Source organism: Pseudomonas sp. FSL R10-0399, from assembly GCF_009600165.1.
In the GTDB taxonomy this organism is placed as follows: Bacteria; Pseudomonadota; Gammaproteobacteria; order Pseudomonadales; family Pseudomonadaceae; genus Aquipseudomonas; species Aquipseudomonas helleri.
The window spans coordinates 1-26,321 of the sequence record NZ_WIWK01000085.1 but is presented as its reverse complement, the minus strand read 5'-3'; the positions used below and the strand labels follow the sequence as shown (position 1 = coordinate 26,321).

Annotated in this window: 26 protein-coding genes; 16 read left to right on the top strand and 10 right to left on the bottom strand. The window is 58.0% G+C overall.

All coding sequences use genetic code 11. The annotated features are described in order from the left end of the window. A partial coding sequence (locus GHO41_RS21020; RefSeq protein WP_153434553.1) for a dihydrolipoamide acetyltransferase family protein occupies positions 1 to 955 on the top strand: 955 nt, incomplete at its 5' end. 2 nt (positions 956 to 957) lie between these two features. Further along, positions 958 to 2,346 carry a dihydrolipoyl dehydrogenase gene (gene lpdA / locus GHO41_RS21015; protein ID WP_048369356.1) on the top strand — a complete coding sequence of 463 codons (1,389 nt, stop codon included), beginning with the start codon at positions 958 to 960 and terminating at the stop codon, positions 2,344 to 2,346. 81 nt (positions 2,347 to 2,427) lie between these two features. Here the strand turns inward: lpdA and GHO41_RS21010 are convergent, their stop codons facing one another. Next, a complete protein-coding gene (locus GHO41_RS21010) occupies positions 2,428 to 4,101 on the bottom strand; it encodes an AarF/ABC1/UbiB kinase family protein (protein ID WP_228392722.1) in 1,674 nt (557 codons plus the stop codon). Between the two features lie 155 nt (positions 4,102 to 4,256). Here GHO41_RS21010 and GHO41_RS21005 point away from each other — a divergent pair, with 155 nt between their 5' ends. Beyond that, positions 4,257 to 5,642, top strand: coding sequence for a nucleobase:cation symporter-2 family protein (locus GHO41_RS21005; protein WP_048369358.1), 1,386 nt, complete (start codon positions 4,257 to 4,259; stop codon positions 5,640 to 5,642). 153 nt (positions 5,643 to 5,795) lie between these two features. Continuing rightward, complete coding sequence (locus GHO41_RS21000) at positions 5,796 to 6,056, top strand: helix-turn-helix domain-containing protein (RefSeq protein WP_048369359.1); 261 nt, start codon at positions 5,796 to 5,798, stop codon at positions 6,054 to 6,056. A gap of 10 nt (positions 6,057 to 6,066) precedes the next feature. Here GHO41_RS21000 and GHO41_RS20995 read toward each other — a convergent pair whose 3' ends face one another. The 5 genes from GHO41_RS20995 to GHO41_RS20975 are packed head-to-tail and all read right to left on the bottom strand — an operon-like array spanning position 6,067 to position 10,501. Next, positions 6,067 to 6,834 carry an ABC transporter permease gene (locus GHO41_RS20995; RefSeq protein ID WP_048369360.1) on the bottom strand — a complete coding sequence of 256 codons (768 nt, stop codon included), beginning with the start codon at positions 6,832 to 6,834 and terminating at the stop codon, positions 6,067 to 6,069. Further along, the gene (locus GHO41_RS20990) at positions 6,831 to 8,030 is read right to left on the bottom strand and encodes an ABC transporter substrate-binding protein (RefSeq protein ID WP_048369361.1); all 1,200 of its coding nucleotides are present in this window, start codon (positions 8,028 to 8,030) and stop codon (positions 6,831 to 6,833) included. The genes GHO41_RS20995 and GHO41_RS20990 overlap by 4 nt, the downstream gene beginning before the upstream one ends. Continuing rightward, positions 7,996 to 8,844 (bottom strand): ABC transporter ATP-binding protein, encoded by an 849-nt coding sequence (locus GHO41_RS20985; protein ID WP_048369362.1) that lies wholly within the window; start codon positions 8,842 to 8,844, stop codon positions 7,996 to 7,998. Before GHO41_RS20985 ends, GHO41_RS20990 begins: the two co-directional genes overlap by 35 nt. Further along, positions 8,841 to 9,911: an acyl-CoA dehydrogenase family protein gene (locus GHO41_RS20980; protein WP_048369363.1), complete on the bottom strand. Its 1,071-nt coding sequence runs from the start codon at positions 9,909 to 9,911 to the stop codon at positions 8,841 to 8,843. Before GHO41_RS20980 ends, GHO41_RS20985 begins: the two co-directional genes overlap by 4 nt. A 32-nt stretch (positions 9,912 to 9,943) precedes the next feature. After that, a complete protein-coding gene (locus GHO41_RS20975; RefSeq protein ID WP_153329776.1) occupies positions 9,944 to 10,501 on the bottom strand; it encodes a carboxymuconolactone decarboxylase family protein in 558 nt (185 codons plus the stop codon). A 101-nt stretch (positions 10,502 to 10,602) separates the two neighbouring features. Between GHO41_RS20975 and GHO41_RS20970 the strand changes: the two genes are divergently transcribed. The 3 genes from GHO41_RS20970 (at position 10,603) to GHO41_RS20960 (ending at position 12,954) form a co-directional block, all read left to right on the top strand. Next, positions 10,603 to 11,514 carry an AraC family transcriptional regulator gene (locus GHO41_RS20970; protein ID WP_153434552.1) on the top strand — a complete coding sequence of 304 codons (912 nt, stop codon included), beginning with the start codon at positions 10,603 to 10,605 and terminating at the stop codon, positions 11,512 to 11,514. 58 nt (positions 11,515 to 11,572) lie between these two features. Continuing rightward, positions 11,573 to 11,911: a DUF6388 family protein gene (locus GHO41_RS20965; RefSeq protein ID WP_371928989.1), complete on the top strand. Its 339-nt coding sequence runs from the start codon at positions 11,573 to 11,575 to the stop codon at positions 11,909 to 11,911. A gap of 551 nt (positions 11,912 to 12,462) precedes the next feature. Next, positions 12,463 to 12,954, top strand: a complete 492-nt coding sequence (locus tag GHO41_RS20960) for a hypothetical protein (protein ID WP_153434551.1) — start codon at positions 12,463 to 12,465, stop codon at positions 12,952 to 12,954. A gap of 80 nt (positions 12,955 to 13,034) precedes the next feature. Here GHO41_RS20960 and GHO41_RS20955 read toward each other — a convergent pair whose 3' ends face one another. Beyond that, complete coding sequence (locus GHO41_RS20955; RefSeq protein ID WP_153434550.1) at positions 13,035 to 14,366, bottom strand: PLP-dependent aminotransferase family protein; 1,332 nt, start codon at positions 14,364 to 14,366, stop codon at positions 13,035 to 13,037. 98 nt (positions 14,367 to 14,464) lie between these two features. Between GHO41_RS20955 and GHO41_RS20950 the strand changes: the two genes are divergently transcribed. Then, positions 14,465 to 15,376, top strand: a complete 912-nt coding sequence (locus GHO41_RS20950; protein ID WP_153434549.1) for a DMT family transporter — start codon at positions 14,465 to 14,467, stop codon at positions 15,374 to 15,376. A 291-nt stretch (positions 15,377 to 15,667) separates the two neighbouring features. Beyond that, on the top strand, positions 15,668 to 16,474 hold the full coding sequence (locus GHO41_RS20945) for a lipopolysaccharide biosynthesis protein (RefSeq protein WP_256678819.1): 807 nt from the start codon (positions 15,668 to 15,670) through the stop codon (positions 16,472 to 16,474). Between the two features lie 5 nt (positions 16,475 to 16,479). Here GHO41_RS20945 and GHO41_RS20940 read toward each other — a convergent pair whose 3' ends face one another. After that, a complete protein-coding gene (locus GHO41_RS20940) occupies positions 16,480 to 17,016 on the bottom strand; it encodes a tetratricopeptide repeat protein (RefSeq protein WP_178126553.1) in 537 nt (178 codons plus the stop codon). Positions 17,017 to 17,263: 247 nt separating this feature from the next. Here GHO41_RS20940 and GHO41_RS20935 point away from each other — a divergent pair, with 247 nt between their 5' ends. The 5 genes from GHO41_RS20935 (at position 17,264) to cyoD (ending at position 23,697) form a co-directional block, all read left to right on the top strand. Next, entirely contained in the window at positions 17,264 to 19,537 is a 2,274-nt protein-coding gene (locus tag GHO41_RS20935; protein WP_153434546.1) for an FdhF/YdeP family oxidoreductase, read from the top strand. A 131-nt stretch (positions 19,538 to 19,668) separates the two neighbouring features. Beyond that, positions 19,669 to 20,613 (top strand): COX aromatic rich motif-containing protein, encoded by a 945-nt coding sequence (locus GHO41_RS20930; RefSeq protein WP_371928988.1) that lies wholly within the window; start codon positions 19,669 to 19,671, stop codon positions 20,611 to 20,613. A gap of 11 nt (positions 20,614 to 20,624) precedes the next feature. Next, on the top strand, positions 20,625 to 22,736 hold the full coding sequence (locus GHO41_RS20925; protein ID WP_371928990.1) for a cbb3-type cytochrome c oxidase subunit I: 2,112 nt from the start codon (positions 20,625 to 20,627) through the stop codon (positions 22,734 to 22,736). Continuing rightward, positions 22,733 to 23,365, top strand: coding sequence for a cytochrome c oxidase subunit 3 (locus GHO41_RS20920; protein WP_153434545.1), 633 nt, complete (start codon positions 22,733 to 22,735; stop codon positions 23,363 to 23,365). Before GHO41_RS20925 ends, GHO41_RS20920 begins: the two co-directional genes overlap by 4 nt. Next, entirely contained in the window at positions 23,362 to 23,697 is a 336-nt protein-coding gene (gene cyoD / locus GHO41_RS20915; RefSeq protein WP_153434544.1) for a cytochrome o ubiquinol oxidase subunit IV, read from the top strand. Before GHO41_RS20920 ends, cyoD begins: the two co-directional genes overlap by 4 nt. 275 nt (positions 23,698 to 23,972) lie before the next feature. On the opposite strand, the gene GHO41_RS20910 is transcribed toward cyoD, so the two are convergent. After that, positions 23,973 to 24,488 carry a DUF1440 domain-containing protein gene (locus GHO41_RS20910; protein WP_153375044.1) on the bottom strand — a complete coding sequence of 172 codons (516 nt, stop codon included), beginning with the start codon at positions 24,486 to 24,488 and terminating at the stop codon, positions 23,973 to 23,975. A gap of 212 nt (positions 24,489 to 24,700) precedes the next feature. On the opposite strand from GHO41_RS20910, the gene GHO41_RS20905 reads away from it, so the two are divergent. Both GHO41_RS20905 and GHO41_RS20900 read left to right on the top strand, forming a co-directional pair. Beyond that, entirely contained in the window at positions 24,701 to 25,144 is a 444-nt protein-coding gene (locus GHO41_RS20905) for a hypothetical protein (RefSeq protein ID WP_123751565.1), read from the top strand. A gap of 29 nt (positions 25,145 to 25,173) precedes the next feature. Then, a complete protein-coding gene (locus GHO41_RS20900; protein ID WP_153434543.1) occupies positions 25,174 to 25,686 on the top strand; it encodes a DUF2867 domain-containing protein in 513 nt (170 codons plus the stop codon). Between the two features lie 73 nt (positions 25,687 to 25,759). Here the strand turns inward: GHO41_RS20900 and GHO41_RS20895 are convergent. Then, a partial coding sequence (locus GHO41_RS20895; RefSeq protein WP_218580271.1) for an HNH endonuclease occupies positions 25,760 to 26,321 on the bottom strand: 562 nt, incomplete at its 5' end.

Genomic DNA, 26,321 nt, shown 5'->3' with positions numbered 1-26,321 from the left:
GGTTGAAGTGGCGGCGGTGTCGGTGGCGGCGGTCAAAACTGCGCCAACCCCGCGAGCGGCTCCTGTAGCCCGCGAAGCCAATGAGCGCCCGCTGGCCTCCCCGGCTGTACGAAAACGCGCATGGGACGCCGGGATTGAACTGCGTTTCGTGCAAGGCAGCGGGCCTGCGGGTCGCGTGCTGCATGACGACCTTGATGCCTACCTGGCACAGGACACCAGCACCAGCGCTGCACCTGCCAGCGGCTACGCCATGCGCACGGATGAACAGCACATCCCGGTGATCGGCCTGCGTCGCAAGATCGCGCAGCGCATGCAAGATGCCAAACGCCGCGCCGCGCACTTCAGCTACGTTGAAGAAATCGACGTGACCGCACTCGAAGAGTTGCGCGCCCAGCTCAATCAGAAATGGGGCGAAACCCGCGGCAAGCTGACCTTGCTGCCATTTTTGATGCGGGCCATGGTTGTGGCCTTGCGCGACTTCCCGCAGATCAACGTCCGCTATGACGACGAAGCGCAAATCATCACCCGCTTTGGCGCCGCCCACATTGGCGTGGCCGCGCAGAGCGATGGCGGCTTGATGGTGCCGGTAGTTCGCCACGCAGAAAGCCTGAATTTGTGGGCTGCCGCCGATGAAATCGCCCGTCTGGCCAATGCCGTGCGCACTGGCAAGGCGACCCGCGAAGAACTGTCCGGCTCGACCATTACCCTCACCAGCCTCGGCGCGCTGGGCGGCATTGCCAGCACCCCGGTGGTCAACCTGCCGGAAGTCGCCATTATTGGCGTCAACCGCATCGTCGAGCGCCCGGTTGTGGTCAAAGGCCAGATCGTGATCCGCAAAATGATGAACCTCTCCAGCTCTTTCGATCATCGCGTGGTCGACGGCATGGACGCGGCGCAATTTATCCAGGCCATGCGTGGCTTGCTCGAACAACCTGCCAGCCTGTTTCTGGAGTGACTATGCAACCCACTCATCACACTACGTTGCTGATTATCGGCGGCGGTCCTGGCGGCTATGTGGCAGCGATCCGCGCCGGTCAGCTAGGTATTCCAACGGTCTTGATCGAAGGCCAGTCGCTGGGCGGTACCTGCCTTAATGTCGGCTGTATCCCGTCCAAGGCGCTGATCCACGTGGCCGAACAGTTCCACACCACGCAGCGCTACAGCACTAACCAGTCGCCTTTGGGCATCAAGACCCAAGCTGCGACCCTGGATATCAACCAGAGCGTGCAATGGAAAAACGGCATTGTTGATCGCCTGACCACCGGTGTTGGCGCGTTGCTGAAAAAGCACGGGGTCAAGGTCATTCATGGCTGGGCCAACATCCTTGATGGCAAAGCCGTGGAAGTCGACGGGCAGCGCATCGAGTGCGAGCACCTGTTGCTGGCCACCGGCTCGCAGACCGTGGATTTGCCAATACTGCCGATTGGCGGGGCCATTATTTCGTCCACCGAAGCGCTAAACCCTGCCGCGATCCCCAAACGCTTGACTGTGGTGGGCGCGGGTTATATCGGTCTGGAACTGGGCATCGCCTACCGCAAACTGGGCGCAGAAGTGACAGTGGTCGAGGCCCGTGAGCGGATCTTGCCGACCTATGACAAAGACCTGACATTGCCGGTGGCTGAATCGCTCAAAGCGCTGGGCATTACTCTGTACCTTGAGCACAGCGTTGAAGGCTTCCAGGCCAGCAGCAAAACCCTGTCGATGCGCAATCGCATGGGCGAAAGCCAAACCCTGGAAACCGATCAGGTGCTGGTCGCCGTCGGTCGCCGCCCGCGCACCCAGGGCTTCAACCTGGAAACCCTGGCGCTGGCCATGAACGGCTCGGCAATTCGCGTCGACAACCGTTGCCACACCAGCATGCGCAACGTCTGGGCCATCGGCGACCTCACCGGCGAACCGATGCTCGCGCACCGGGCCATGGCGCAAGGTGAAATGGTGGCCGAGATCATTGCAGGCAAACAGCGTGAGTTCAGCCCGGCAGCCATTGCGGCGGTGTGCTTTACCGACCCGGAAATAGTCGTGGTGGGCAAGAACCCGGCAGACGCTGAAGCGGCAGGGCTGGACTTTATCAGCGCCAGCTTCCCGTTCAGCGCCAACGGCCGGGCCATGACCCTGGAATCCAAAGCCGGTTTCGTGCGCGTAGTCGCGCGGCGTGACAATCATTTGATTGTTGGCTGGCAAGCCGTGGGCGCCGGGGTTTCCGAGCTGTCGACCGCCTTTGCCCAGTCGTTGGAAATGGGCGCTTGCCTGGAAGACATCGCCGGCACCATCCACGCTCACCCGACCTTGGGCGAAGCCGTGCAAGAAGCCGCCCTGCGCGCCTTGGGGCATGCGTTGCATTTGTAACAGCCTCTTGTAGGAGCGAGCTTGTCTCGCGATCTTTTAAACGGTCAAAAGATCGCGAGGCAAGCTCGCTCCTACAGATCATTACGGGCTTTTAAACAGGCTCCATAGAAACGCCAGCAAACCTCCCAATGTGGCAATCCCGGCCAACCATCCCACCGCTGACAAGCCTTGCCAAACGGGCCCGGCCGCGGCTATTTGCGGGCCAAAAGCAATCAGCAGCGCGCTGATCAACAACGCCAGTGACAGACGGGTCGAGGCTAACCGCAGCGAGCGCTCCAGGCGTTCCAGCCCCGGCATATCGACCTTGAGGTCGACCACACCGTGCTTGAGCCGATGCACCATCAAGCGAGTCAGTTTGGGCAAATCCGCCAACACCCCGCGCCCCAGTTGCACCCCCTCAATGCCCAGACGCTTGGCGGCTTTCCAGTCAAATTGCTCACGCAGCATCTTCTCTACTGCAGGCCTGGCCGTGGCCACCAGATCAAGCTCCGGATCCAGCTGTGTCAACACGCCATCCGCCGTAATCAGCGCTTTAAACAGCACCAGCAAATCCGCGGGCAGCGGCAAGCGGTATTCACGGATCAACTCAAGAAAGTCGGTGATCAAGGCGCTCATTTTCAGAGGTCCGCCTTTTTGTCTCGACATATATTCGCGGGCCGCCTGCTCGATCAGCGACAGGTCTTGCACCCGCTCGCCACTCCAGTCAATCAAGACGCCCACCAATACCTCGGTGCTGCCTTCGGTCAAAGCCCGCATAAAGTTCATGACTTCAAGCCGACGGCGCTCATCAAGGCGCCCCACCATGCCGAAGTCGATAAACCCCACGCGGTTATCACTCATTGCCCGCAAGTTGCCGGGATGCGGATCACCATGAAACAGGCCATCTTCGAGCAACATTTTGATAAATGCCTGCGCCCCGCGTTTGGCCAGCAGGCTCGGGTCCAGCCCCTGCTCTATCAATGCGGCACGGGTCAACGGGGTAAAGCTGGGCAAAAACGCCTGAACCAATAAACGCTGGCTGCTGAACGCCCAATAAATAGTCGGGATGACGATGTGCGGGGTCTGCGCAAAATTCTGCGCCACGCTGTCGCAGTTTTGCCCCTCTTGAGTGAAGTCCAGTTCTTCGAGCATCGCCCTGGCCAACTGCCGAACCATCTGGCGCGGTTGATGCAGCGCCAGCGCATCATTTTGCTCAATCAACTGCGCGAGGCTTTCCAGCAACTGCAAATCGGCGGTCATTTGTTGGCGCAAGCCGGGCCGCTGTACTTTGACCACCACCGCCTCACCCGTGAGCAACCGCGCGCGATAGACCTGAGCCATCGATGCCGCCGCCAAAGGCTGTGTGTCAAATTCGGCAAACGCCTGCTCCAGCTCACAGCCCAGATCTTCCAACACTTGGGCTTCAAGCTCACACCAGGGCAAGGTCGACGCCTGACTGTGCAAGGCTTGCAGTTCTTCAACCCACGCAGGCGGCAGGATGTCACTGCGGCTGGCGAGTATCTGCCCGCACTTGATAAACGTCGGCCCCAACGTTTCCAGGGCCATGCGAACCCGCTGCGGGGTAGTAGCGGGCAGCGAGTCGCCGGGTTCGGCCTTCACCTCGGCGAGCAAGCGCCCCAGCCCCAGGCGAATCAAGACGTCCTGCGCGCCAAAGCGCACCAGGGTCGCCACAATGTGCTGCAGCCGGCGGTGGTGTTTCAAGGCGGTCCAGGTGGGTTCAAGCATCAAGTCACGTCCCTTTAAAAGTGCTGCCATGTGCCCTTCGGGCCTTTAACTGCGACCACAGCACGGCCTAATCATTCGATTGATTTAAGTTCGCTTGAGTCCGGAGCGAAAGCCTGTGCAAGCAAACACTGGGCGTGGTGGCCTAACACCAGTAGAATCGCGCTCTTTTTTCCAGGGCGCTCGCCATGACCTCTCCCAAAACCCCGCATGAAGCCGAGTCCCAGACCAGCGAACTGGTCTTTGGCCTCGAAGACCGCCCCAAGCCGTGGATCGGCTTTCTGGCCGCGCTGCAACATCTGTTGGCCATCATCGTGCCAATCGTTACCCCCGGCCTGCTGATCTGTCAGGCGCTCGGGGTGTCGAGCCGCGACACCAACTTGATTGTCTCCATGTCGCTGGTGATTTCCGGCATCGCGACCTTTGTGCAATGCAAACGCTTCGGACCCTTTGGCGCCGGTTTGCTGATTGTTCAGGGCACCAGCTTCAACTTTGTCGGCCCGCTGATTGCCGGTGGCGCGTTGATGGTCAAGCAAGGCACCCCGGTCGAGGGCGTGATGGCCGCGATTTTCGGTGTGGTAATTGCCGGGTCGTTCGTCGAAATGGGCATCTCGCGGGTCTTGCCATTTGTTAAACGCATGATCACCCCGCTGGTCACCGGTATCGTGGTGCTGATGATTGGTCTGACGCTGATTAAAGTCGGCCTGATCAGCATGGGCGGCGGTTTTAGCGCCATGGCCAATGGCACCTTCGCCAACGGTGAAAACCTGATGCTGTCCGGCGTGGTGCTGGCCATTATCGTTATCCTCAACCGTATCCCGCTGGTGTGGATGCGCAGTTGCGCCATCGTCATCGCTTTGGCGGTGGGCTACGCGCTGGCGGGTTATCTGGGCCGTCTGGACTTCACCGGCATGCATCAGGCCGAAGTGTTCCAGGTGCCGGTGCCGCTGCACTTTGGCCTGGGGTTCTCGTGGGCATTGTTTATCCCGATGCTGGTGATTTACCTGGTGACGTCGCTGGAAGCGATTGGCGACGTGACCGCCACCAGCAAAATATCGCGCCAGCCAGTTGAAGGTCCGGTGTGGATGCAGCGCATCAAGGGCGGCGTGCTGGTCAACGGCGCCAACTCGTTGCTGGCCGGTGTGTTCAACACCTTCCCAAGCTCAATCTTTGCGCAAAACAACGGCGTGATTCAGCTCACCGGGATTGCCAGCCGCCATGTCGGTGTATGGATTGCCGGCATGTTGATCCTGCTGGGCTTGTTCCCAAGCGTGGCCGGGGCCATCCAGGCCGTACCGGAACCGGTACTGGGCGGCGCGGCCATGGTGATGTTCGGTGCGGTGGCCGCGTCGGGGATCAATATCCTGGCGAGCATTCAACTGGACCGTCGCGCACTGCTGATTATTGCCGTGTCGCTGGCCTTGGGCCTGGGCGTGTCGCAAGTGCCTGAGTTCCTGGCCCATATGCCAGCAGCCTTGCGCAATGTGCTGGAGTCCGGGGTCGCCACAGGCGGTATTTGTGCCTTGCTCTTGAACTGGTTCCTGCCAGAAACAGAAGCCAGACCAGCCGTCTGATACCCCGCCGTGCAGGATTGCTCAGCAGTAATCCTGCATGGAGTTGGCAAATATCCTACTTGTTAGTAGGCATTTACAGCTCCTACCCTTTCCCTATTTCATTGCTTGAATTACTCTTTTTTGTGACCCCTCTGGCTTTCACGGGCTGCATCTATGAGTACATACGGATCACGCTTAAAACAGGAACGTCTACGCCTGAAGCTGACGCAAGAACTTTTCGCCGACGCTGGCGGGGTTGGGCGTTACGCACAAGGCTGTTATGAGCGGGACCTGAGCATGCCTCGCGCCGATTATCTGGCCGCCATCACCTTGATCGGCGTGGATGTGCTGTACGTCATCACCGGCCGTCGCACCGTGCACAGACCGCACCCCTTCAGTGGCTCAGTACACAAAGGCTCTATGACCGAACACTAGGTGCAACGGCTCAGGCATGCACCCAGCGCCGGTGCAGGCTGCGCGCGCAAGCATCCAGGGCAAAACCCAGCACACCGATCAGCACCACCATGGCCATCAGTTCGGAGTAAGCCAAGCGGTCACGCGTGTCGAGAATGAAGTAACCCAAACCGGCACTCACACCAAGCATTTCGCACGGCACCAGCACGATCCACAAGATCCCTATCGACAACCGCACCCCGGTCAAAACATGCCCAAGAACCCCCGGCAGAATGACCCGGCGTAGGGTTTCCCATCGCGTGGCACTCAGACTTCGGCTCAGTTGCAGCCACCTCGGGTCCAGTTGCCGAACACCGGCGATGGTATTGAGCAAAATCGGCCACACGGCGGCAAACGTCAGCAAAAAGTAGATCGGCTGATCGCCCACGCCCATCAGCATCACCACCACCGGCATCCACGACAGCGGCGAGATCATCCGTAAAAACTGAAACGCTGGCGTGGTGGCCGCTTCGAGGTTGCGCGAGCCGCCAATCAACAAGCCCAGTGGCACGCCGATCAACAGGGCCATCAGCAAGCTGATCAGAATGCGCTTTACGCTCACCCAGACGTTGTCATAGAGCTGTGCACTGCCGAGCAAGTCAAACAGGCTGGCAAAGGTGGCCTGTGGCGAGAAACGCGCCGACAGCCCCTGCGCGCTGCCGAACAGCTCAATGCCCAGCCACCACAGCAGCAACAGGCTCAACAGCCCGGCGACGCCGAGCAGCCATTGGCGTGCAAGTGAAGGTGCTTGGGTTTTCAAAAGCCGAACTCCTCGGTGCGCTCAAAACTATCGGGCAGGCCGAAAGTTTTCAGGCCACCGACGCTGGCAATGCTGTTTTTGACGAAACGGTCGTCCACCAGGTCCTTTGCCACCTGTTTAGGGTCAAGGTCTGCGAGAAAACCGTTATCGCCCTGAATCAGCGTGTGTTTGAGGCGCGTGACCAGCTCTTCGGTGTAGCTCGGGAAAGGATAAGGCTGGAAGTCGATGCGCTGTTCATCCCAGTTCGCGTGCCGGATCGCACCGTCATGTTCATAGCCCGTGCGCTCCGTGGCCGCTGGGGACAGCACCCGTTGCAACACTTGCGAGCTGTGCGGGGTGTAGCGATTTTCGCCGTCTTTGGCCAACAGTTTGGCGGCCTGCTCACGGTTGTCGCGGGTCCAGACTTGCGCTTTAACAATGGCATTCACGACTTTTTGCGACCACTCGGGGCGATTGTTCAAATCATGCTCGTGCATAAACACCACGCAGCAGGCGTGGTTGCGCCACATGTCCCCGGTAAAGCGCTGTACTCGCCCAACCTTGAGGTCTTCCGCCAGGGCATTGAACGGCTCTGCAACGATGTAGCCAGCGATGCGCTGGGTGGCCAGTGCTGGCGGCATGTCTGAAGGCGGCATCACCACCAGGTTGACCTCGTTCGCGGCCAACGGGCTGTTGACGGGCCGTGTCACCGGCTGCAAACCGTTTTCACGGAATAACTGCTGCACCACCACGTTGTGGATCGAGTACCAAAACGGGATTGCCACCGATTGCCCGCCCAATTGCTTGACGTCGGTAATCTGCGGCGCCACGGTCAAACCGGAGCCGCCCACATGGTTCCAGGCCACGACTTTGGCCGGTACCTTGCTGCCATAACGCGCCCACACCGTCATTGGCGACAGCAAGTGGATCACGTTGACCTGCCCCGAAATAAACGCCTCGATCACCTGTGCCCAACTGCGCAACAGCACCGGGCGCTCGGCCTTGATGCCTTCGGCTTCAAACAGGCCATTGTTATGCGCAACCAGCAGGGGCGTGGCATCGGTGATGGGCAGGTAGCCAATGCGAACGGGCGCATCCGGCTCGGCAGCCGCCCGCGCTTGCAAGCTGGCCAGCATTGGCAAAGCGCCCGCTGCGGTGAGCATGGCACTGAGTTTTAAAATGTCACGTCGAGTGTGGGTAAAGTCGTCCAGGCACATGTTCACGCTCCAGCGAGTTGGGCAAAGGGTCAATAACTGCATCGGGTTTGCGGCTTGCCCGCCGAAGGGTTTTAAGAATGTCTATGCGCAAGGCACCCAGTTCATCGATCCGCTCGTCGCGCGGCTGCGCCAGATCAATGCGCCACTGCGCCACCGTCTGCGCCGGGCTGTGACCCAGTAGCAGAATTCGGTCGCTGAGCAGCAGGGCTTCGTCAATGTCATGGGTAATCAACAATGCGGCGGTGTTGTGCCGCTCGATCACTTTGAGCAAGAGCTGTTGCATGTCGGCGCGGGTCACTTCGTCGAGCGCGCCAAACGGCTCATCGAGTAAAAGCACGTGGGGTTGGCGTGCCAGACACCGCGCCAATGCGACCCGCTGCGCCATGCCCCCCGACAGTTGCGCCGGGTATTGGCCGCGTGCGTGCTGCAAGCCCACCTCGGCAATGGCCTGGTCCACCCGCGCCTTGCGTTCGGCGCCGGAGACTGTCGGCTGGCTGGCGAAATCAAGGCCAAACGCGACGTTGCTTTCAAGGCTCAACCACGGCAACAGGCTAGGGTCTTGAAAGGCCACCGCCACCCGCGGATGCGGCGCGCTGAGCGGCTGGCCCAGCACGCTGACGCTACCGCCGTGGGCCGTCTGCAAACCGGCCAGCACCCGCAGCAGGCTGGACTTGCCCACCCCGCTGGGGCCCAGCACCGAGACCACTTCACCGGGCATCAATTGCAGATCAAAGCCTTCCAGCACTGACTGCCAACCCGTGTCACGGGCATAGCCCAGGGTGATCTGGCGCGCCTCAAGCACCACCGCACTCATTGCGCACTGGCCTGGCTTTGACGCTGTAACTCGGCCCGCAGCTGTACCAGGCTTGGGGTCACAATCGGCACAAAGGCCGATTCGCGCCAGCGACGCGCAAACGCGCTGCCATAGGCACTCAGGTAAGCTTTGCCGCCGCTGGCTTGCAGTTCGAATTGCACGGCACTCGCGGTGGCCTCGGCCAGGGCGATGCGGATCTTGAACAGCGCTGCCGGTTGCGTCAGAAAACGCCCGTCCAGCAGCCCGGCCTTAAGCGCTGTGACGTGGCTTTCAAGGGCCGCCCGTTGTTCTTCCAGGAGTTCGAGCAAGCCTGCGCGTGGGCCTTGCAGATGCGCTTGCGCTTCGTTAAGCGAACGCCGCGCCAGACCAATCGCCATGGCACATTGCAAGCCCAGGAAGGCCGGGCGCACGGCCGGTAAAAACACTTTGGCATTGTCGTGTAGGAGCCACTCTTCAGCCACCTGCACAGCTTGCAAATCAATGGCTGCGGTATTGCTCGACTGCAAGCCCATCAGTTGCAGGTCCGCCGAGCGCGTCAGCCCCGGCAGGGCGTCAGGGATCGCCAGCACAAACGGCGTACCGCCCTCTTCCCGATCAATCGCTGCTGCCACCACAAACCCGCTTTTGCGCAGATTGGTCACCCAGTGCAAACGGCCGTTGAGGCTCCAGCCATTAGCCTCGGCCCGCGCCTGCACTTGCAGCGCCTCGACCCCCGACAGAAACTTCATGGCATTGGACAGGCCCGTAGCACCCGCCAGTTGACCGCTCAACAAATCGGGCAGCAAGCGCTCACCCAGGGCCTTGTTCGGGCTTTGCAGGACATATTCGATAAACGCGCGCTGGCCCCAAAACACAAACGCCGAGGCCAGCGAATGACTGGCGACACTGGCCACGCTTTCTATCGCATCGACGACGGAGCCGCCGCTGCCGCCCAACGCCGGGTCAACCCCGACCCGCAGCACATTGGCGGCCGCCAGCTGTGACAGAACGGTCTGCGGGTCGCTGTGGCCCAAGTCGAGCGCCTCGGCTTCGGTCTCCAGCCAATGACTGAGTACGGGGTCGAGCATGTGGGTTTCTCCTTAAAATCGTGGCCCGCTGATTACTCAGGTTTGTTCCAGCTGTACCGCGCCAGCTCAGGGTTCAACGGGGTCCGCGCGAAGACGTTGGCAAAGTTGCACAAGGTCGCCAGGCTCACGCCCAGAATCACTTCCAGCACTTGGCCTTCGGTAAAACCGGCGGCCTTAAAGGTGGCGAAAGTGCCGTCGCTGACATCACCACGGGTGGCAATCACTTCACGGGTGAACGCCGCCAGCGCTTCCAGTCGTTCAACTGGCAGCTCGGTTTGGCCGCGCAGCGCCGTCACCACTTCGTCTGGCAGCTTTGCCTTGTTTTGCGCCACAGCGGTATGCCCTGCGACACAAAAATCGCAACCATGACGCGTGGCAGCAATCAACTGCACCACTTCGCGCTCAGGCAGGGTCAGCTCAGACTTGCCGTTAAGCGCCGAAACCGTGACATAGGTTTCCAATGCCGCCGGCGCATTGGCTAGAATCCCTAGCAAGTTCGGAATAAATCCTGAGTTTTTTTGCGCGTTTTCCAGAAATGGCTTGGCGGCTTGCGGTGCGGTTTCCAGGGTATGAAGGGTGACGCGAGACATGTGGTGACTCCTGCGTAAGGTGTCTAAACAGTCTGTTGGTTATAAAAAATTCATTCCATATTCTAAAGTAGCGATTACTTGCTCCTGAGTGTTTCCATTAGATGATTTCTTCCACCCCACTAATCGATTGGTTATTAGAAAGCCTTGAGCTGGATGCCAGTCTTTTTCACGTCGGCCGTTATTGCGGCGGCTGGCACAGCAGCACCGAGGGGTTGGCCCGTGCCAGTTTCCATATGGTCGTGCAGGGCCAATGCTGGCTGCATGTCGAGGGGCAAACCACAGGCGTGCAGCTCAACGCGGGGGATGCGCTGTTTCTGCTGCAAGATTTGAAGTACCGGCTGTCCAGCGCCCAAGACCCAAGCCTGGCCGCGCAACTGCCGCGCCAGACCATGCAAGCGCTCGACAGTCAGGCGGAAGATGGCGTGGGCCTGGTCTGTGGTTTCTTCCATTTTCAGCCGGGGCTTTCGGCGCTGATCATCGAAGCCCTGCCCGCGTGGATTCTCTTGCGCGCCGACGACCCTTCGTCCCACGCAGCGCGCACGCTTTTCCAGTTGATACTGGAAGAATGTCAGCGAACACCGGGGCCATCGTCAGCCCTTCTTGAGCGCCTTAGCCACCTGCTATTTCTCTATGTCTTACGCCAGCAAGTCGGCGACAACCCGAGCCTCGGGGGCTTGGTCGCCTTGGCGCGGCAGCCGCTGTTTTCCAGCTTGCTGGAGCAACTGATCGAACACCCCGAGCGGCCCTGGACACTGGAAAGCATGGCCGCCTGCACTGGCCTGTCACGCTCGGCGTTTTTCAAACGGTTTAGCGAGCAGGCCGGGCAATCACCAGGGCATGTATTGTTAGCGTTGCGCATGCGCCATGCCTGCCGATTGTTGCAAACCGGGCACACCGTCGAGCAAGTCTGTGGTGCGGTGGGCTATCAGTCGATTGCCGCCTTCACCCGGGCATTTACCAAAACGATCGGCGTGCAACCGGGGGCGTATCGCAAGCAGCATGAGCGACGCTGAGCGGCTTGGCCCGCGCAGTCTATGCTGTGTTTACAACCTTCATTACGTGGAGATCTGTGTGACCGAACCTGGACCTCGGCATCAAAAAGCCCTTGACCGGTTCCTGGGCGAACGCCCGGAACTGGCCACAAAACTCGACAATCTAAACCCGCTGGAAGCCCGCGCGGCGGGCCTATCCATGCAGGAATATCGTCAGGAACGCCTCAACGAAGCCTTTGAAGCGGAGGCTGAAAAACTGGGCTTTTTTGCCTGGGAACTGACCCTGCAATTGACCAGTGAAACGCCCGAAGACTTTGAAGCGCAGCGCCTTGAAGTGCACCGCGAAGTGGCGCAAATGGCAGGCATGGAATGGGCCGAGTATTGCGAGTTGTATGGCCTTGAAGTTGAGGCGCATTAAAAGTGTTCGCTCGCAGCCTTCGTGCCTTGTCAGCGACTACAGGGTGTACGCGTTCAAACTGTAGGAGCGAGCTTGCTCGCGATCTTTTGATCTGGCTCTTTTTAAGGCCGCTGCGCGCCCGGACGTAGCCTCGCAAGGCTCGTCAACTGCTACGGGGGTGTTTGTTCGCAGCCTTCGTGCCTTGTCAGCGACTACAGGGTGTACGCGATTCAAACTGTAGGAGCGAGCTTGTCTCGCGATCTTTTGATCTGGCTCTTTTTACGGTCGCTGCGCGCCCGGACGTAGCCTCGCAAGGCTCGTCGACTGCTACGAGGGGGTGTTTGTTCGCAGCCTTCGTGCCTTGTCAGCGACTACAGGGTGTACGCGATACAACCGTCTCGCGATCTTTTGATCCTGGCTCTTTTACGGCCGCTGCGCGCCCGGACGTAGCCTCGCAAGGCTCGTCAACTGCTACGGGTTGTACGCGACTCAGCCCATCTTCAGGGCCTGTGCTATACCCATAGGGACAAATGTTTGAACGCGGCACGCAGCCGCCACTGGAAGAGGTTCGCATGTTCAAAGGATTTGCTGGTTCTGCCAAAGATAAAAGCACGCACGCCGTCAACGACCTGCCGTCCAACAACATAGAACTGTTCGACAGCTACACCGGCTTGATTCTCGGCCGCCTGTACCGCAACTTCCCGCTGCCCATCACCCTGTCTGCAGAAGAATTCATCGACTACAACACCCTCGAAGACAGCAACCGCCAGCTACTGAGCCAAGAAGAAAACCTGTTTCTGGCTACCGTCAAATGGCTGGCCGACGTCGGCTACATCCACTTCGACGGCATGTCAGGCGTTTCGTTTTTTGAAGTCGTCCTTACGAGCAATGGTCTGCTGATCCTTCGAGCCTTTGCCGAAGGCCAGGATGGCACCCCCACTCTCGGAGAAAAACTGGCACAGCACGTCCAGGGTGAAAACCCGCTGGAATTGAGGAACCTGGTGACCCAAACCTTGAATCTGGGGAGCCAGATACTCAGCCCAATGACACGCTCGGGGATTTGAACCCCGCGCACTGGTCGACCTGCCACTGAAGCACTCAGTGGCAGCTTTTACCCGAGCAAAACAAAACCCCGCGCTAAGCCCTACGAATACGCATCAACCACCCACTTCACTTTAGCCAGGCCCTCACGCAGTGACGCCAAGTCTACTGATCCTAGCGCCAGACGAATCGCACGCGGCACATGGGTCGAGGTCGCAAACGGCTGCGCAGACGACACCGAAACGTGCTCGCGCATCAGGGCCGACACGACTTGCTCTGCGCGGGCGTCTTCAGACAAAGGCAGCCAGATAAAGTAGGAGTACGGATGACGGACAGTGCGCAACCCAGCCAGGAGTTCGTCAGCAATGTTGTGTCGGGCATGTGCGTCTTGGCGCTTTTGCACTTCCAGACGGCTTACGGTTCCATCCTCCAGCCATGCGCTGGCAAGCGAAGTCATGACGCCGGGCGTGTTCCACGCGGTCACCCGGATCACGCGCTCCAATGCCGCGATCAGGTGGCCGGGGGCGGCCATAAAGCCGACACGCAAGCCCGCAGCAACACTTTTGGAAAGCCCTGACACGTAAATTGTCCGCTCTGGCGCCAGTTCGGCGATCGGCAGCGGTGGGCTTTCGACAAGAAAGGCGTAAGCAGCGTCTTCAATAATCTGCAGGTCATGGGTGCGCGCTATGGCGACCAACTGCTGACGCTGCTCGATGCTCATCACCCAACCCAGCGGGTTGTGCAGTGTGGGCATGCTGTAAACCGCACGGACTGAACGGCTGCAGCAGAGTTTTTCTAGTGCGTTGAGATCGGGTCCGCAGTCGGTCACCGGCACAGACAAGACTTCCAGGTGCAGGGTCTGCGCAAGCGCTTTAAACCCCGGGTAGGTCAGCGCATCAACCGCCACCACATCGCCAGGTTTTAACAAGGCCATCAGCGCCACCGTCAACCCATGCTGAGCACCATTGACAATCAACACCTGTTCGGCCGGGACGCTCAAACCGCGAGCTGACAGATGCCTCGCCACTGACGCCCGCTCGTGCAGGCGGCCACCATGAGGCTGGTAACGCAACAACGACTCCAGATCCCCGGATAACGCCAGTTGCCGCAACGCAGTGCGAAGCATGTCGGCTTGCCCCAACGCGGACGGGTAGTTGTAGTTGAGGTCCAGCATGCCCGCCGTGACTTTCGGTTGGTCAATACTGTGACCTGGCGGCAGCGACGTCTCCCTGACGAACGTCCCGCGCCCGGTCTCTCCGCTGACCAACCCCATGGCCTCAAGCTCTGCATACACCCGGCTCGCCGTGACCAGCGCCAACCCTTGTGTCGCGGCCAACTGGCGGTGCGTAGGCAATCGTGTCCCCGGAGACAACCGCCCTGAGCGGATATCAGCGGCAAACGAGTCAACCAGCGACTTGTATCGGGAACGGGGCATCGGAATATGTATCCATGACAATATTTTGATTGTCATCAATCTTCGGCCATAGCATGCGTTTAAAGCAATCCTGCCTTTAGCCTTGAGCGTGAGACCCGATGGAACGCACCTCTAATTTGCACACCCCAGCGACCGAGAAAAACCTTTCCGGCTGGATCAACGGTTTTATCGGCGTGGTCATTTTCAGCGCCTCGTTGCCCGCGACCCGCGTCGCCGTGCAAGAGTTTAATCCGGTTTTTCTGACCTTTGCCCGAGCCTCCATCGCCGGGGTGCTGGCACTGTGCATTCTGCTGGCGCTTAAAGCCAAACGCCCGGATCGAAGCCAGCTGTTTTCACTGCTGATCGTGGCGATCGGCGTGGTGCTGGGGTTTCCATTGTTGACCGCGTTGGCCTTGCAGCATGTCACCTCAGCGCACTCCATCGTCTTCCTCGGCCTGCTGCCGCTCTCGACTGCTGCCTTTGCTGTACTGCGCGGGGGTGAACGCCCGCGCCCGGCGTTCTGGTTCTTCTCGGTTCTGGGCAGTGCACTGGTCATCGCGTTTGCCGTCTCACAAGGGCTGACCGCCTCTGCCCGAGGCGACATGCTGATGCTGTTGGCAGTCCTGATCTGCGGCCTCGGCTACGCCGAAGGCGCCAAACTGTCGCGAACCCTGGGCGGTTGGCAGGTTATTTCATGGGCACTGGTGCTCTCGCTGCCAATCATGGCAACACTGGCCTGCATCGTGGCCCCCGCCTCTTTCGCAGGCATCAGCCCGCCTGCGTGGTTCGGCCTGAGCTACATCTCAGTGTTCAGCATGTTAATCGGCTTTTTCTTCTGGTATCGCGGCCTGGCCCTGGGCGGTATTGCCGCTGTGGGCCAGCTTCAACTGTTGCAGCCTTTTTTCGGGCTGGCCCTGGCCGCTACTTTTCTGCATGAAACGGTGACCCTTGGCATGTTTGGCGTGACCGGCGCGGTGATTGTGTGTGTTATTGCGGCCAAGAAGTTTGCCACAAACAGTAAGGCCCAGTAGTTCAACAACACCACAAGTAGCAGGTTCCAACTCAGAGAGCCTGCTATAACTCAGCAATTAAAAACATAAACTAGCAATAAGTTTTTTAAACTTACGTTAAGACAACTAACACTTCTTTACAGTTGTGAAAATCTGGTGAAATTGCGCGCGATATTTGCTTCAAAACTACCAAACTGACAGATTTTTCATGAGTGAAGTCAATATCCCACACCTATACTGGAAAAGGACTACATATGCTCTGCACATATGAGCGTAAGGTTCTTCAGTTTCTGCTCCAGAGGGTTCAAAGCCATGGGCGTTGCCAGCACCTATATTTCCACCCATTCTCCTACGCCGCTTGCACTGTCGGGTTGCAAGGATATCGCTGAGGGTGCTGTATTTATCATTGCTTCGGGTGCATCAGCCAAAAACTTCCCTCTAAATGAGTTTAAACACGTGCCGATGATTGTCGTAAACGGTGCGATTTCGATGTTCCTGAATACTTCAATCAGACCTTATTTTTATGTCTGCACCGACTCTGGCTTCTTCACACAGCAAAGCCGCTTATTCCACGCAGGGCTGGCACTTAGCCAGCGCGTAGTGCTGCGAGAAGATTATGTGCTGCATGACATCCCCCTGCCATCCGGCGAATTCTACGCCTTGAAAAAAGCCGCTAAATCTACCTGGAGAGATTTATTCTCAGCCGAGCCTGGTAATTTGATCCGCCGCTCTAAACTCCATACAGGCAGAAACAGCAGCATAGGCTTCAGTAAAGATTTGAGTGAAGGTTATTTCGACGCCAGAACAGTGGCCTATCTTGCTTTGCAAGTTGCCTATCACGCGGGCTTCAACACAGTATTTATGGTCGGAGTAGATTTATGCCCTGATACAGGGCGTTTTTATGAGACGGCTCAATCAGAGAAGTCACCCTGCGTGTTGGATGAGCATATGGAATCTCGCATTCTGCCCTCCTTTGAACTGATGGCAGAAAAGGTCATAGACGCTGACTTTAGCGTTTACAACTTGTCCAGCACCTCGAAACTTCCCAGCAGCCTGATCCCCTATAAGTCAATTGATGAAGTCAGGCAATTGGTCCCCCGCAAAGTGCTAAAAATCTGATGGGTTCAAGCCGAAGTGCTGGGCTCATCCGTTTCAATACCAGGGTTGTGCTGCGGGTTCCCGGCAGCCACTAATAGCTCATCCCGGTACTCTGTCAGCGCTCGGGTATAGGGTGCCAGCCCGTTGCCATCCCCCGTTTTTAAAGCAGCCTCCAGCATGGTGGCGAGCGCCAATTCGGTCTCACCAACGGTGTGCAAAGCCAGCGCAGTGAACGCAGCAAGCGCCGGATTATTTGGCTGTTCACCCCTGGCGAGTTGTAACCATTCGAGCGATTCATGCGCGCACCCTACATTTCTGAGGGTGCTGCTAAAACCGATCAAAAACTGAAATCGGTGTTCTTCAGGCACGCCAAGCGCCCAGCCCTTGCGATAGTAAATCAGGGCTTGTTCTTCATTACCCACACGGTCACACGCATAAGCCGCTGCCATTTGCGCAGCCACTGCATTGGGGTACTGCTGCGCAAGCGGAACAGCGTGTTCATAAGCGCCGATAAAGTCAGCGGACTGCGTCATCTTTGAAATAATGGCGAGGGTGGCTTCCATACAGGCCTGCTCCTTCAGATGGGCTGAACTTAATAACATAAACACGCCCGGGAACTCATCTGCGCAGGCTTTATAAAGGGCAGCGGCGGCATTCTTGACAGATATAGATCGCTTACCTATGGTCAATCGAACCGATAATAACCCTATAAAAAACAGACTTATAACCGTGAGTCAGTTTGTCGGGTTACGCCCGGATTCAGGCTCAACGCTGTCGTAGAGCGTGTTTTCTGGGGTTCAAGGAGTGAACATGTCCAAGCAAGGAAAGGTCGAGGGTATTCGTGATTACACAGCGCCTGCCGGAGGATGGGGCGCGTTAAAGGCCACTGCGAATGCCATTCGCGAACAAATGGAAAATGTGCAGGCCGTCAGCACGCTCCTGAGAACCAACCAACCCGATGGGTTCGATTGCCCTGGTTGCGCCTGGCCTGACAAAAAGCACAGTTCAACTTTCGAATTTTGTGAAAACGGCGCCAAGGCTGTGACGTGGGAGGCGACCAGCAAACGCGTGACACCGGAGTTTTTTGCCGAACACACGGTCAGCGCCCTGCTCAATCGCAGCGATCACGAGCTGGAAAACTACGGACGCCTGACCTGCCCGCTGGTGTATGACCGCGCCTCTGACACGTTTAAACCCGTGGCCTGGGACACTGCATTTGAACGTATTGGCGAGATTCTGCGCAACCTCGACCCCACTCAAGTTGAGTTCTATACCTCAGGTCGAGCCTCTAACGAAGCGGCTTATCTTTTCCAGCTATTTGCCCGCGGTTTGGGCTCTAACAATTTCCCCGATTGTTCCAACCTGTGCCATGAGCCCACCAGTGTCGGCCTGCCGCAATCCATCGGCATTGGTAAGGGCACGGTGTCTCTGGATGATTTTGATCTGTGCGAGTTGGTCATTTCTATTGGCCATAATCCGGGCACGAATCACCCGCGAATGATGGGCACTTTGCATGAGGTGTCACGTCGCAAAGTACCGATCCTGGTGTTTAACCCTATTCGAGAACGCGCCCTGGAGACCTTTGCCGACCCGCAGAACATGGTTGAAATGGCGACCTATGGGTCAACACCGATTGCCTCCACCTACCTGAATGTCAAAGCAGGCGGTGACGTGGCAGCGGTTAAAGGGGTGATGAAAGCTGTACTCGAACTTGAGGAGCGTGTCGGTGAAGTGCTGGATCACGCGTTTATCGCGACTCATACCCACGGCTTTGAAGCACTGAAAGCAGACTTGCTCGCGACCGAGTGGTCGCTGATCGAACGCCACAGCGGGCTCACCCGCACAGCGCTGGAACAGGTTGCGGCGGCCTATGCCAAATCCAATGCCACCATCATCACGTACGGTATGGGCATCACCCAGCACAATGCCGGCACCGAAAACGTGCGCTCGCTGTGCAATCTGCTGATGCTGCGCGGCAATCTGGGTAAACCGGGCGCCGGCATATGCCCGTTGCGCGGGCACTCCAATGTGCAGGGCAACCGCACGGTGGGCATCACAGAGAAACCCTCGGCGAGCTTTCTGCAAAAAATTGAACAGACCTTGGGCTTTAAGCCCCCTGCTGCCCCGGGCCACAACGCGGTGCAAACCATGCAAGCCATGGTTGCCGGAACCTCAAAGGCGCTGATTTGCCTGGGCGGAAACTTTGCCGTGGCGCTGCCCGACCCCGAACAATGCTTTCCGGCCATGAAACAGCTGGACCTGAGTGTGCATATCGGCACCAAGTTGAACCGCTCACATTTGCTGGTCGCGAAAGAGACCTATATTTTCCCCTGCCTGGGCCGTACAGAACTGGACCTGCAAAATGGCATCGCGCAAGCGATTACCGTCGAAGACTCGATGTCCATGGTCCACGCCTCTGCCGGTCGCTTGCCGCCCGCCTCCGAGCACCTGCGTTCAGAACCGGCGATCGTGGCCGGGATGGCAAGCGCTGCACTGCCGCATTTGTCGATTGCGTGGCCGGAGCTTGTGGCCAATTACGACCTGATCCGTGACCTGATCGAAAAAACCATCCCCGGTTTCGAAGATTACAACCAGCGAATCCGTGTGCCGGGCGGCTTCAGATTGCCCTTGCCGGCCACCGAACGCATTTGGCACACGCCCTCCGGGAAAGCCGAGTTTTATGTGTACCCAGGTGTGGATGAAGACTGGGTGGTGCAAGGCGAGGATGTGTTAAGGCTCATGACCTTGCGCAGCCATGACCAATACAACACCACTATTTACTCCTTGGATGACCGCTACCGGGGCGTCTTCGGCCGACGCGATGTGCTGTTCATCAGCGCGCAAGACTTGCAGGCACGCGGTCTGGCCCACGGTGATCTGGTGGACATCGAGACGGTGACCTCCGGCCGGCAGATGCGTTACGAGAAGCTGACCGCCGTGGAACACGCCATCGCGCCCGGCTCGGTGGCCGCTTACTACCCGGAAGCCAACTGTTTGATTGCCCTGGACAACATTGACCCGCAAAGCGGTATTCCGGCTTACAAATCAGTGCCGGTGCGGGTCAAACGCTCCAGCCTTAACTGACACCCTGTACCAATCATTCACCCGGCAGTCGCCTGACGAACCCTGCACTGGAGGTCATCTGAACGCATGCCTTGACTAAAGCCCCCTCAACAAAGCGCTGATCAAGTTGTAAGACTCAAGGAGATTACCGCGTGAAAGGAATCACACCCTGCGCTCTGATTGTCTCGGGCCTTCTGCTGCCCGCACTGGCGCAAGCCGCTCCATCTGCTGACACGGCGATCGCCAACGCCGGTTTTATCGACGCCGCAGGCCCGATTGCGGCCGCGCAATTTGAGCACTTCAAGACGATTATTTCGCTGATGCTCATTGTCGTCGTGCCGATATTTATCCTCGTCCCTTGGGTGCTGTGGCGTTACCGCCGCGGCGGTCGGGGCGCGTATCGGCCTGACTGGGATTTCAACTGGGGTAACGAAGCCGTTTTGTGGGGCATACCGATCATTCTGATCATTGTCCTCAGCTCGGCGCTGTGGGCGCACACGCACAAATATGACCCGTACCGCCCACTTGGCAGCGACCCGCTGGACATTGAAGTGGTCTCGCTGGACTGGAAGTTCCTGTTCATCTACCCGCAGCAAGGCATCGCCACCCTCGATTACCTGGCACTGGAGCAAGACCGCCCGGTGCGCCTCAAGCTCACCAGCGGCACGGTAATGCAGTCCTTCATGATCCCGCAACTGGCCGGGCAGATTTACACCATGGCCGGCATGACCACTCAACTGAACCTGATGGCGGACCGCGCCGGTGAGTACCGGGGGCGTAACACGCAGTACAACGGCGATGGCTTTGCCACTCAATCGTTCCCCACGGTGGTGATGCCGGCCGGGCAATTCGACGCGTGGGTCCGTGACACCCGCCAAAGCGCGCAGACACTGGACCTGAGCACTTACCAAGAGCTGCTCAAACCCAGCATCGAGCATGCGCCGCGCTATTACGGCAGTGTCGAAAGCGGCTTGTTCGAGCGGGTTCTCGGCAGTTTCACCGGCGGCCATGAGCACGCCAAAGCGGCTAGCGCCCAGCCATCACCAGGGCATGAACAGCACCTTCAACACTCCAGCACAAAAGGGGCAGAACAGTGAGTTGGGAGACTATTTTCGGGCAACTTAGCTGGGACTCACTGGTGTTTGCCGGCGCCATCAAGCACCCCTCAACCAGCGAATTCGTGGCGTCCGGAGCGGGCAGCATTGTGATCCTCGGCGCCATCGGTGTGGTGGTTTTGCTGACCGTCATGCATTGGTGGAAGCCGCTGTGGCGGGACTGGCTGACCAGTGTCGACCACAAAAAAATCGGCATCATGTACATCGTCATCGCCCTGGTCATGTTCTTGCGGGCCTTGATCGAAGCGGGTGTGATGCGTTCTCAGCAACTCGCGGCCGCCGATGGCGCGGGTTATCTCTCGGCTGATCACTTTGGCCAGCTGTTTACCACCCACGGCACGATCATGATTTTTTTCGTGGCGATGCCGTTTATCACCGGCCTGATGAACTACGTGATGCCCCTGCAGATCGGCGCACGCGATGTCAGCTTCCCGCTGCTGAATGCGATTTCGTTGATGCTGACGGCGGCAGGCGCGGGTTTGATCATGGTCTCGCTGGTTGTCGGCGAGTTCTCAACGGGCGGCTGGAGTGGCTACCCGCCCTACACCGGCATTGAGTTCAGCCCCGGTGAAGGCGTGGATTACTGGATCTGGTCAGTCACCCTGGCATCAATCGGCTCAACCCTGACCGGGCTCAACTTTGCCGTGACCCTGTACAAACAGCGTTGCCCTGGCATGTCGATGTTTCGCATGCCGCTGTTCTGCTGGACCACGCTGTGCACCTCGATTTTGATGATCTTCGCCATGGCGCCGCTCACCGTCGCGACGATCATGCTGGCGCTGGATCGCTACCTCGGTTTCCACTTCTTCACCAACGGTGACGGCGGAAACATGATGAACTTTGCCAACCTCTTCTGGCTGTTCGGGCACCCGGAGGTCTACATCCTGTTGCTGCCGGCCCTGGGCGTGTGGTCTGAGGTGGTCTCGACGTTTGTCGGCAAACGGATCTACGGCTACACCTCTCTCGTCTACGCCACCATGTGCATCGCCGTGCTCTCGTTCGGCGTGTGGCTGCATCACTTTTTCACCATGGGCCAAAGTGCCAACGTCAATGCCATTTTCGGTATTGCCACGATGATCATCGGCATTCCGACCGGGGTTAAGGTGTACGACTGGATCCTGACCATGTACCGCGGGCGGATCCGTATCACCACGCCGATGCTGTTTCACATCAACTTTCTTCTGACCTTTGTCCTTGGCGGCATGACCGGCATTCTGCTGGCCAACCCCACCGTCGACTTTCAGGTGCACAACTCGCTGTTTTTGATCGCGCACTTCCACAACATGATCATTCCGGGCGTTTTGTTTGGCATGTTTGCCGCCGTGCAGTACTGGTTCCCGAAAGCCTTTGGTTTCCGCTTGCACGAGGGCTGGGGCAAAGCGGCGTTTTGGTCGATGGCCCCCGGGTTTTTGCTGGCGTTCTTCCCGCTCTACTGGCTCGGCATGAATGGCGCACCACGGCGCACGGTGATGTGGTCCGACCCGTCGTTCACCCCTTGGTTTGCACTGGCCATGCTCGGCGCCGCATTGCTGCTGCTCGGCACGGTGTTCTTGCTGGTGCAGATCGCTGTGTCGATCCGCCAGCGCCGCCAACTCAATGTGTTGCTGGGCGATCCTTGGGACGGGCGTTCGCTGGAGTGGTCGATCCCCTCCCCTCCACCGGCGTGGAATTTCTCGGTCATCCCTCACGTCGACGGCCGCGACGCCTTTACCGAAGCCAAGAAAACCGGTCAGGCCTATCGCTCACCCGCGGCCTACAGCGACATCGAAGTCCCGCGCAACTCCATGGCGGCGCCACTGATCGGCGTCTTCAGCTTCACCCTGGCGTTTGGCCTGGTATGGCATATCTGGTGGCTGGTGGTGTTCTCGTTTGTCGCCGCTTGGGCTGTGGTGATCGCACGTTCGTTTGTCTCACAGACAACCGAGATTATTCCGGCAAGTCGCGTCGAAGCGGAACACGAAGCCTTTTTGGCCGCCGTACGGGCCACGCCCGGCGTGACCCGCGACCTGGAGATGAGCCCGAAAAACCGGGGCAAGGCCGCCCCGGACAGAATCGGGCAGCCCGGCCAGAAGCTCCCTGATGACGTGTTGGAGTCAGCCCTATGAATGCACCTCACTCTCTGCACCCCGGGGTGAACCTGGACGTGACAGACCGCGAGAGCCACGCCAAAGCCTCAGAAGTTATCTTCGGGTTCTGGATTTTCCTGATGAGCGACCTGGTGCTGTTTGCCGCGCTCTTTGCCACCTATGCCGCCATGAGCAGCCAAGGCATCGCCCATGGCCCGACGCCTGCCGAGGTCTTTGACCTGGGCTCGGCCTTTATCGAAACGCTCTTGCTGCTGTTGTCCAGCTTCACCTTTGGCTTCGCCATTTTGGCCATGAAGTACAGCACCAGCCGCGCGCGCCTGCTGGGCTGGCTGGGTCTCACCGCTGTGCTTGGCGCGGCCTTTGTGGGGTTCGAACTCCACGACTATTACGTGATGATCGAAACTCACGATGCGTGGCCGCAAACCAGTGGCTTTCTGTCCGCCTACTACTTATTGACCGGCACCCACGCCGTGCACGTGTCGGCCGGCATCCTCTGGATGATCGTGCTGGCGGTGCAAGTGATGACCTTGGGGGTCAATACACCGGTCAAACTGCGGCTTTTACGCCTCGCCTTGTTCTGGCACATGCTCGACATCGTCTGGGTCGGCATCTTCACCTTCGTCTACCTGTTCGGAGTCGCCACATGAACCCAGAAACCTCATCGAGCAACACTGTGCAGGCGCAACCGGGCAACGAGCAGCGCAGCTATTGCATCGGCCTCGTGTTGGCCCTGATCCTGACCCTGATCGCCTTCGGCCTGGTCTGGCTCAAGGTCGTCACAGGCACCCAAGCCCTGGCGGTATTGGGCTTCCTGGCGTTGGTGCAAGTGGTGGTGCACTTGCGCTTTTTCTTGCACATCGACCTGGGCAAATCACACCGCGATGACCTGATGCTCATACTGTTTACATCGTTGATCTTGCTGTTGATCGTTGCAGGAACCATCTGGATTTTGTGGGACCAACATGCGCGCATGATGTAAAAGCGCAGACGCAAAAAAGGGTGACCGGTTGAGGTCACCCTTTTTTGTTGTTCGTGTCGGCTCAAACACCTGCGCGGCGTAAGCCGACTCAATAAATCAGAGTGATTGATCCCAGTTAGTCATCAAAAAACTGAACACGGCAAAGGCAATAAAAATAATTAAAAACACATGCTTTTTTTGAACCCGGCTTTTCATACTGCTCCCCTTTTGGTCTATTTCTGTCTTTTATAACCGACTGACGCCAGACAGTCATCGCCAGTCGCAGGAAACCAAATTTATAACTGATTGCGTGGAATGCTGTAGCGACGGTCACGCCTGACCGCCTCAATCGTCCAAATCCAGAAGGCCGTGCCGACAAACTCCGAGATCAACGCTTGCGAGCCCGCCAGCCACAACCACCCCGAAAGCCCCAACAACGGAACGACCAGACCGTGGGCAAACACCGAAACACCCACGCCAAAACCAACACCGTGCAGCATTCTTGCTCGGGGTAAAAACTCCACCGCCACGCAATAAATAATCGCCATCACGATTGAAAACAGGATGTGAACACCATTACCGCCCCAGTTGATGCTGTACCCCATCCACTCATAAGTCATGAGATCCACGTTAAAACCGAGCTTCTCCAGAAGCACGACCGGGGGCGGTGTGGTACTGAGGGTTCTGGGCGGAATTAAAGTCTCAAAGCCCGACTTCACCAGCGCCGATATAACGCCCGCCACTATGCCGGCCCAAATAGCCAGCTCTATGTTTCTTTCTAATTTGGGTCTCACTGCCAATAACGTTGACATTAAATAACTCCATATCCTTATCGAGTAACGTGCAGTACTGCCTTTATTAATACGCACACGCCTGCGCAGAGGATGACTGTAGTCGATGTTTTTTTCCTTTGCCGAATCATGACGCCTGCAAAGAGCTGAGCCAGAGTGAAGCCAGCCTGACAGGAGCGAGCTACAATCGAGCTACCTCTTAGGCTGAGTGTCTGTTATCGGAGCCCTGCGACATGTCAGATACCAATATCGATAAATTCAATGACTTGGCTGGCAAAATTTTTGCCGAGCTGTACGAGCACTTCCCGATCCCCTACGACCTCGTCGCAAAAAAACTGGCGACCCCCACCTTCACCTCTGAAGGCAACGACCTGTGCCTGCTGGAGCTGCCCGCAAGCGACGCTGATTTTTTTAATGCCACCGTCCGCTGGCTTATCGGCACCGGCTACCTGACCGGCGAAATCTGCCCCGACACCCAAGTCTCGGGAGCCGTCCTGACCTTAAAAGGCCTGGAAACCCTGAAATCAACGCCGCACTGCCTCACCCACGGGCTTTCAATCCGCCAGCGCCTGGCCGAAACCATGAAAGAAGGCAGCAAAGAAACACTCAAAAGCGTGCTGGCCGAAGAAATCGCCCTGGGCGCCAAACTCATCACCCCTGTGGTAGAAATTCTCTAGGGTGTGCAGGGCTCAAGACGTTGTGATTAATGAAATCAGCTCACCGGAAGGGAAATAGTTTGGCCATCACCTCCCCTGCACCCACACTGCGCGCGCCGTCCGAACTTGACTACTACCACATCAGATCGGTCCAACTCCCGGTGCACATCAGCCCGCTTGACGCCTGGAACATCATCACCGCCGACTCAGGGCTGCTCATGCGAACAGCGTTCCAGATAAGGGACGCGATCTCCGCAAAATTTGGCGTAAAACGGATTGGCGGCTTCACGGGCGCCGAGCGCAAAGACGTACACGTCGGCGATCATCTGGATTTCTTTCTGGTAGAACACAGCGACCCGCACATGCTGATCCTGACCGAGCGCGACAGACACCTGGACGTGATGATCTGCATCTCGATCGTAGATCGCTTACTCACCATTACTTCGTCGGTTGTCACCCATAACCTGTATGGGCGTATTTATATGGTGCCGGTGGGGGTGGCGCATAAGGTGATTGTGGGGAGTTATGTGAGGCGTTTGGCGCGGGTGGTTGGGGGTGGATAGGGGCGGGTACGCGCTAGGGTTGCAGCCCGCCAGAAACATGAATGGACTCAATTCATCAAATCCACCACTGCACTCAAGTCTTACAGCACCACTCTCGATGGGCTCTCACTGCAGCCATTGAGAGTTCAGGAGTATTCGCCACTCTAGCCCTAATCTCTTCGCCCGCGAGGGAAGCGTACTCAGAAGTGTCCAGGCTGGGTTTAAGCTGCAACTTGAGTTCCTCACACAAATAAATTAAACCTCTGTCCCACAACGTGTGGAGATCACTGCGCAGTAGAAGCCCGTTACTAATATGATTGGTTTCTTTACCTAAGTAAGGCGTGACATGGGCAGCCTCAAGCACCTGCTGAACTGCGGAACCTGAGATAGCGCAACGTCCTTCATAGGCGGTAAGTAACCCACTGCGAAATGCCCCCTGCCCTTGACGTAGAGTTATCTCTTTCAAGGTTCGTGTACGGTTATCTTCAACGCCGTCTGGCGAAAAAGCAGACGATTCGTTTGCAGCACTAATGGTGATACCGTCCTCTGAGAGAGTCGTGCTTTCAAGCGTAAAGAACCGGCGGTTGCAGGAGCTGAGTGCAACACGGTCATTGAATTGAAGCTGGAGCATCATGCCGCATAGCCATGGCCTTCTG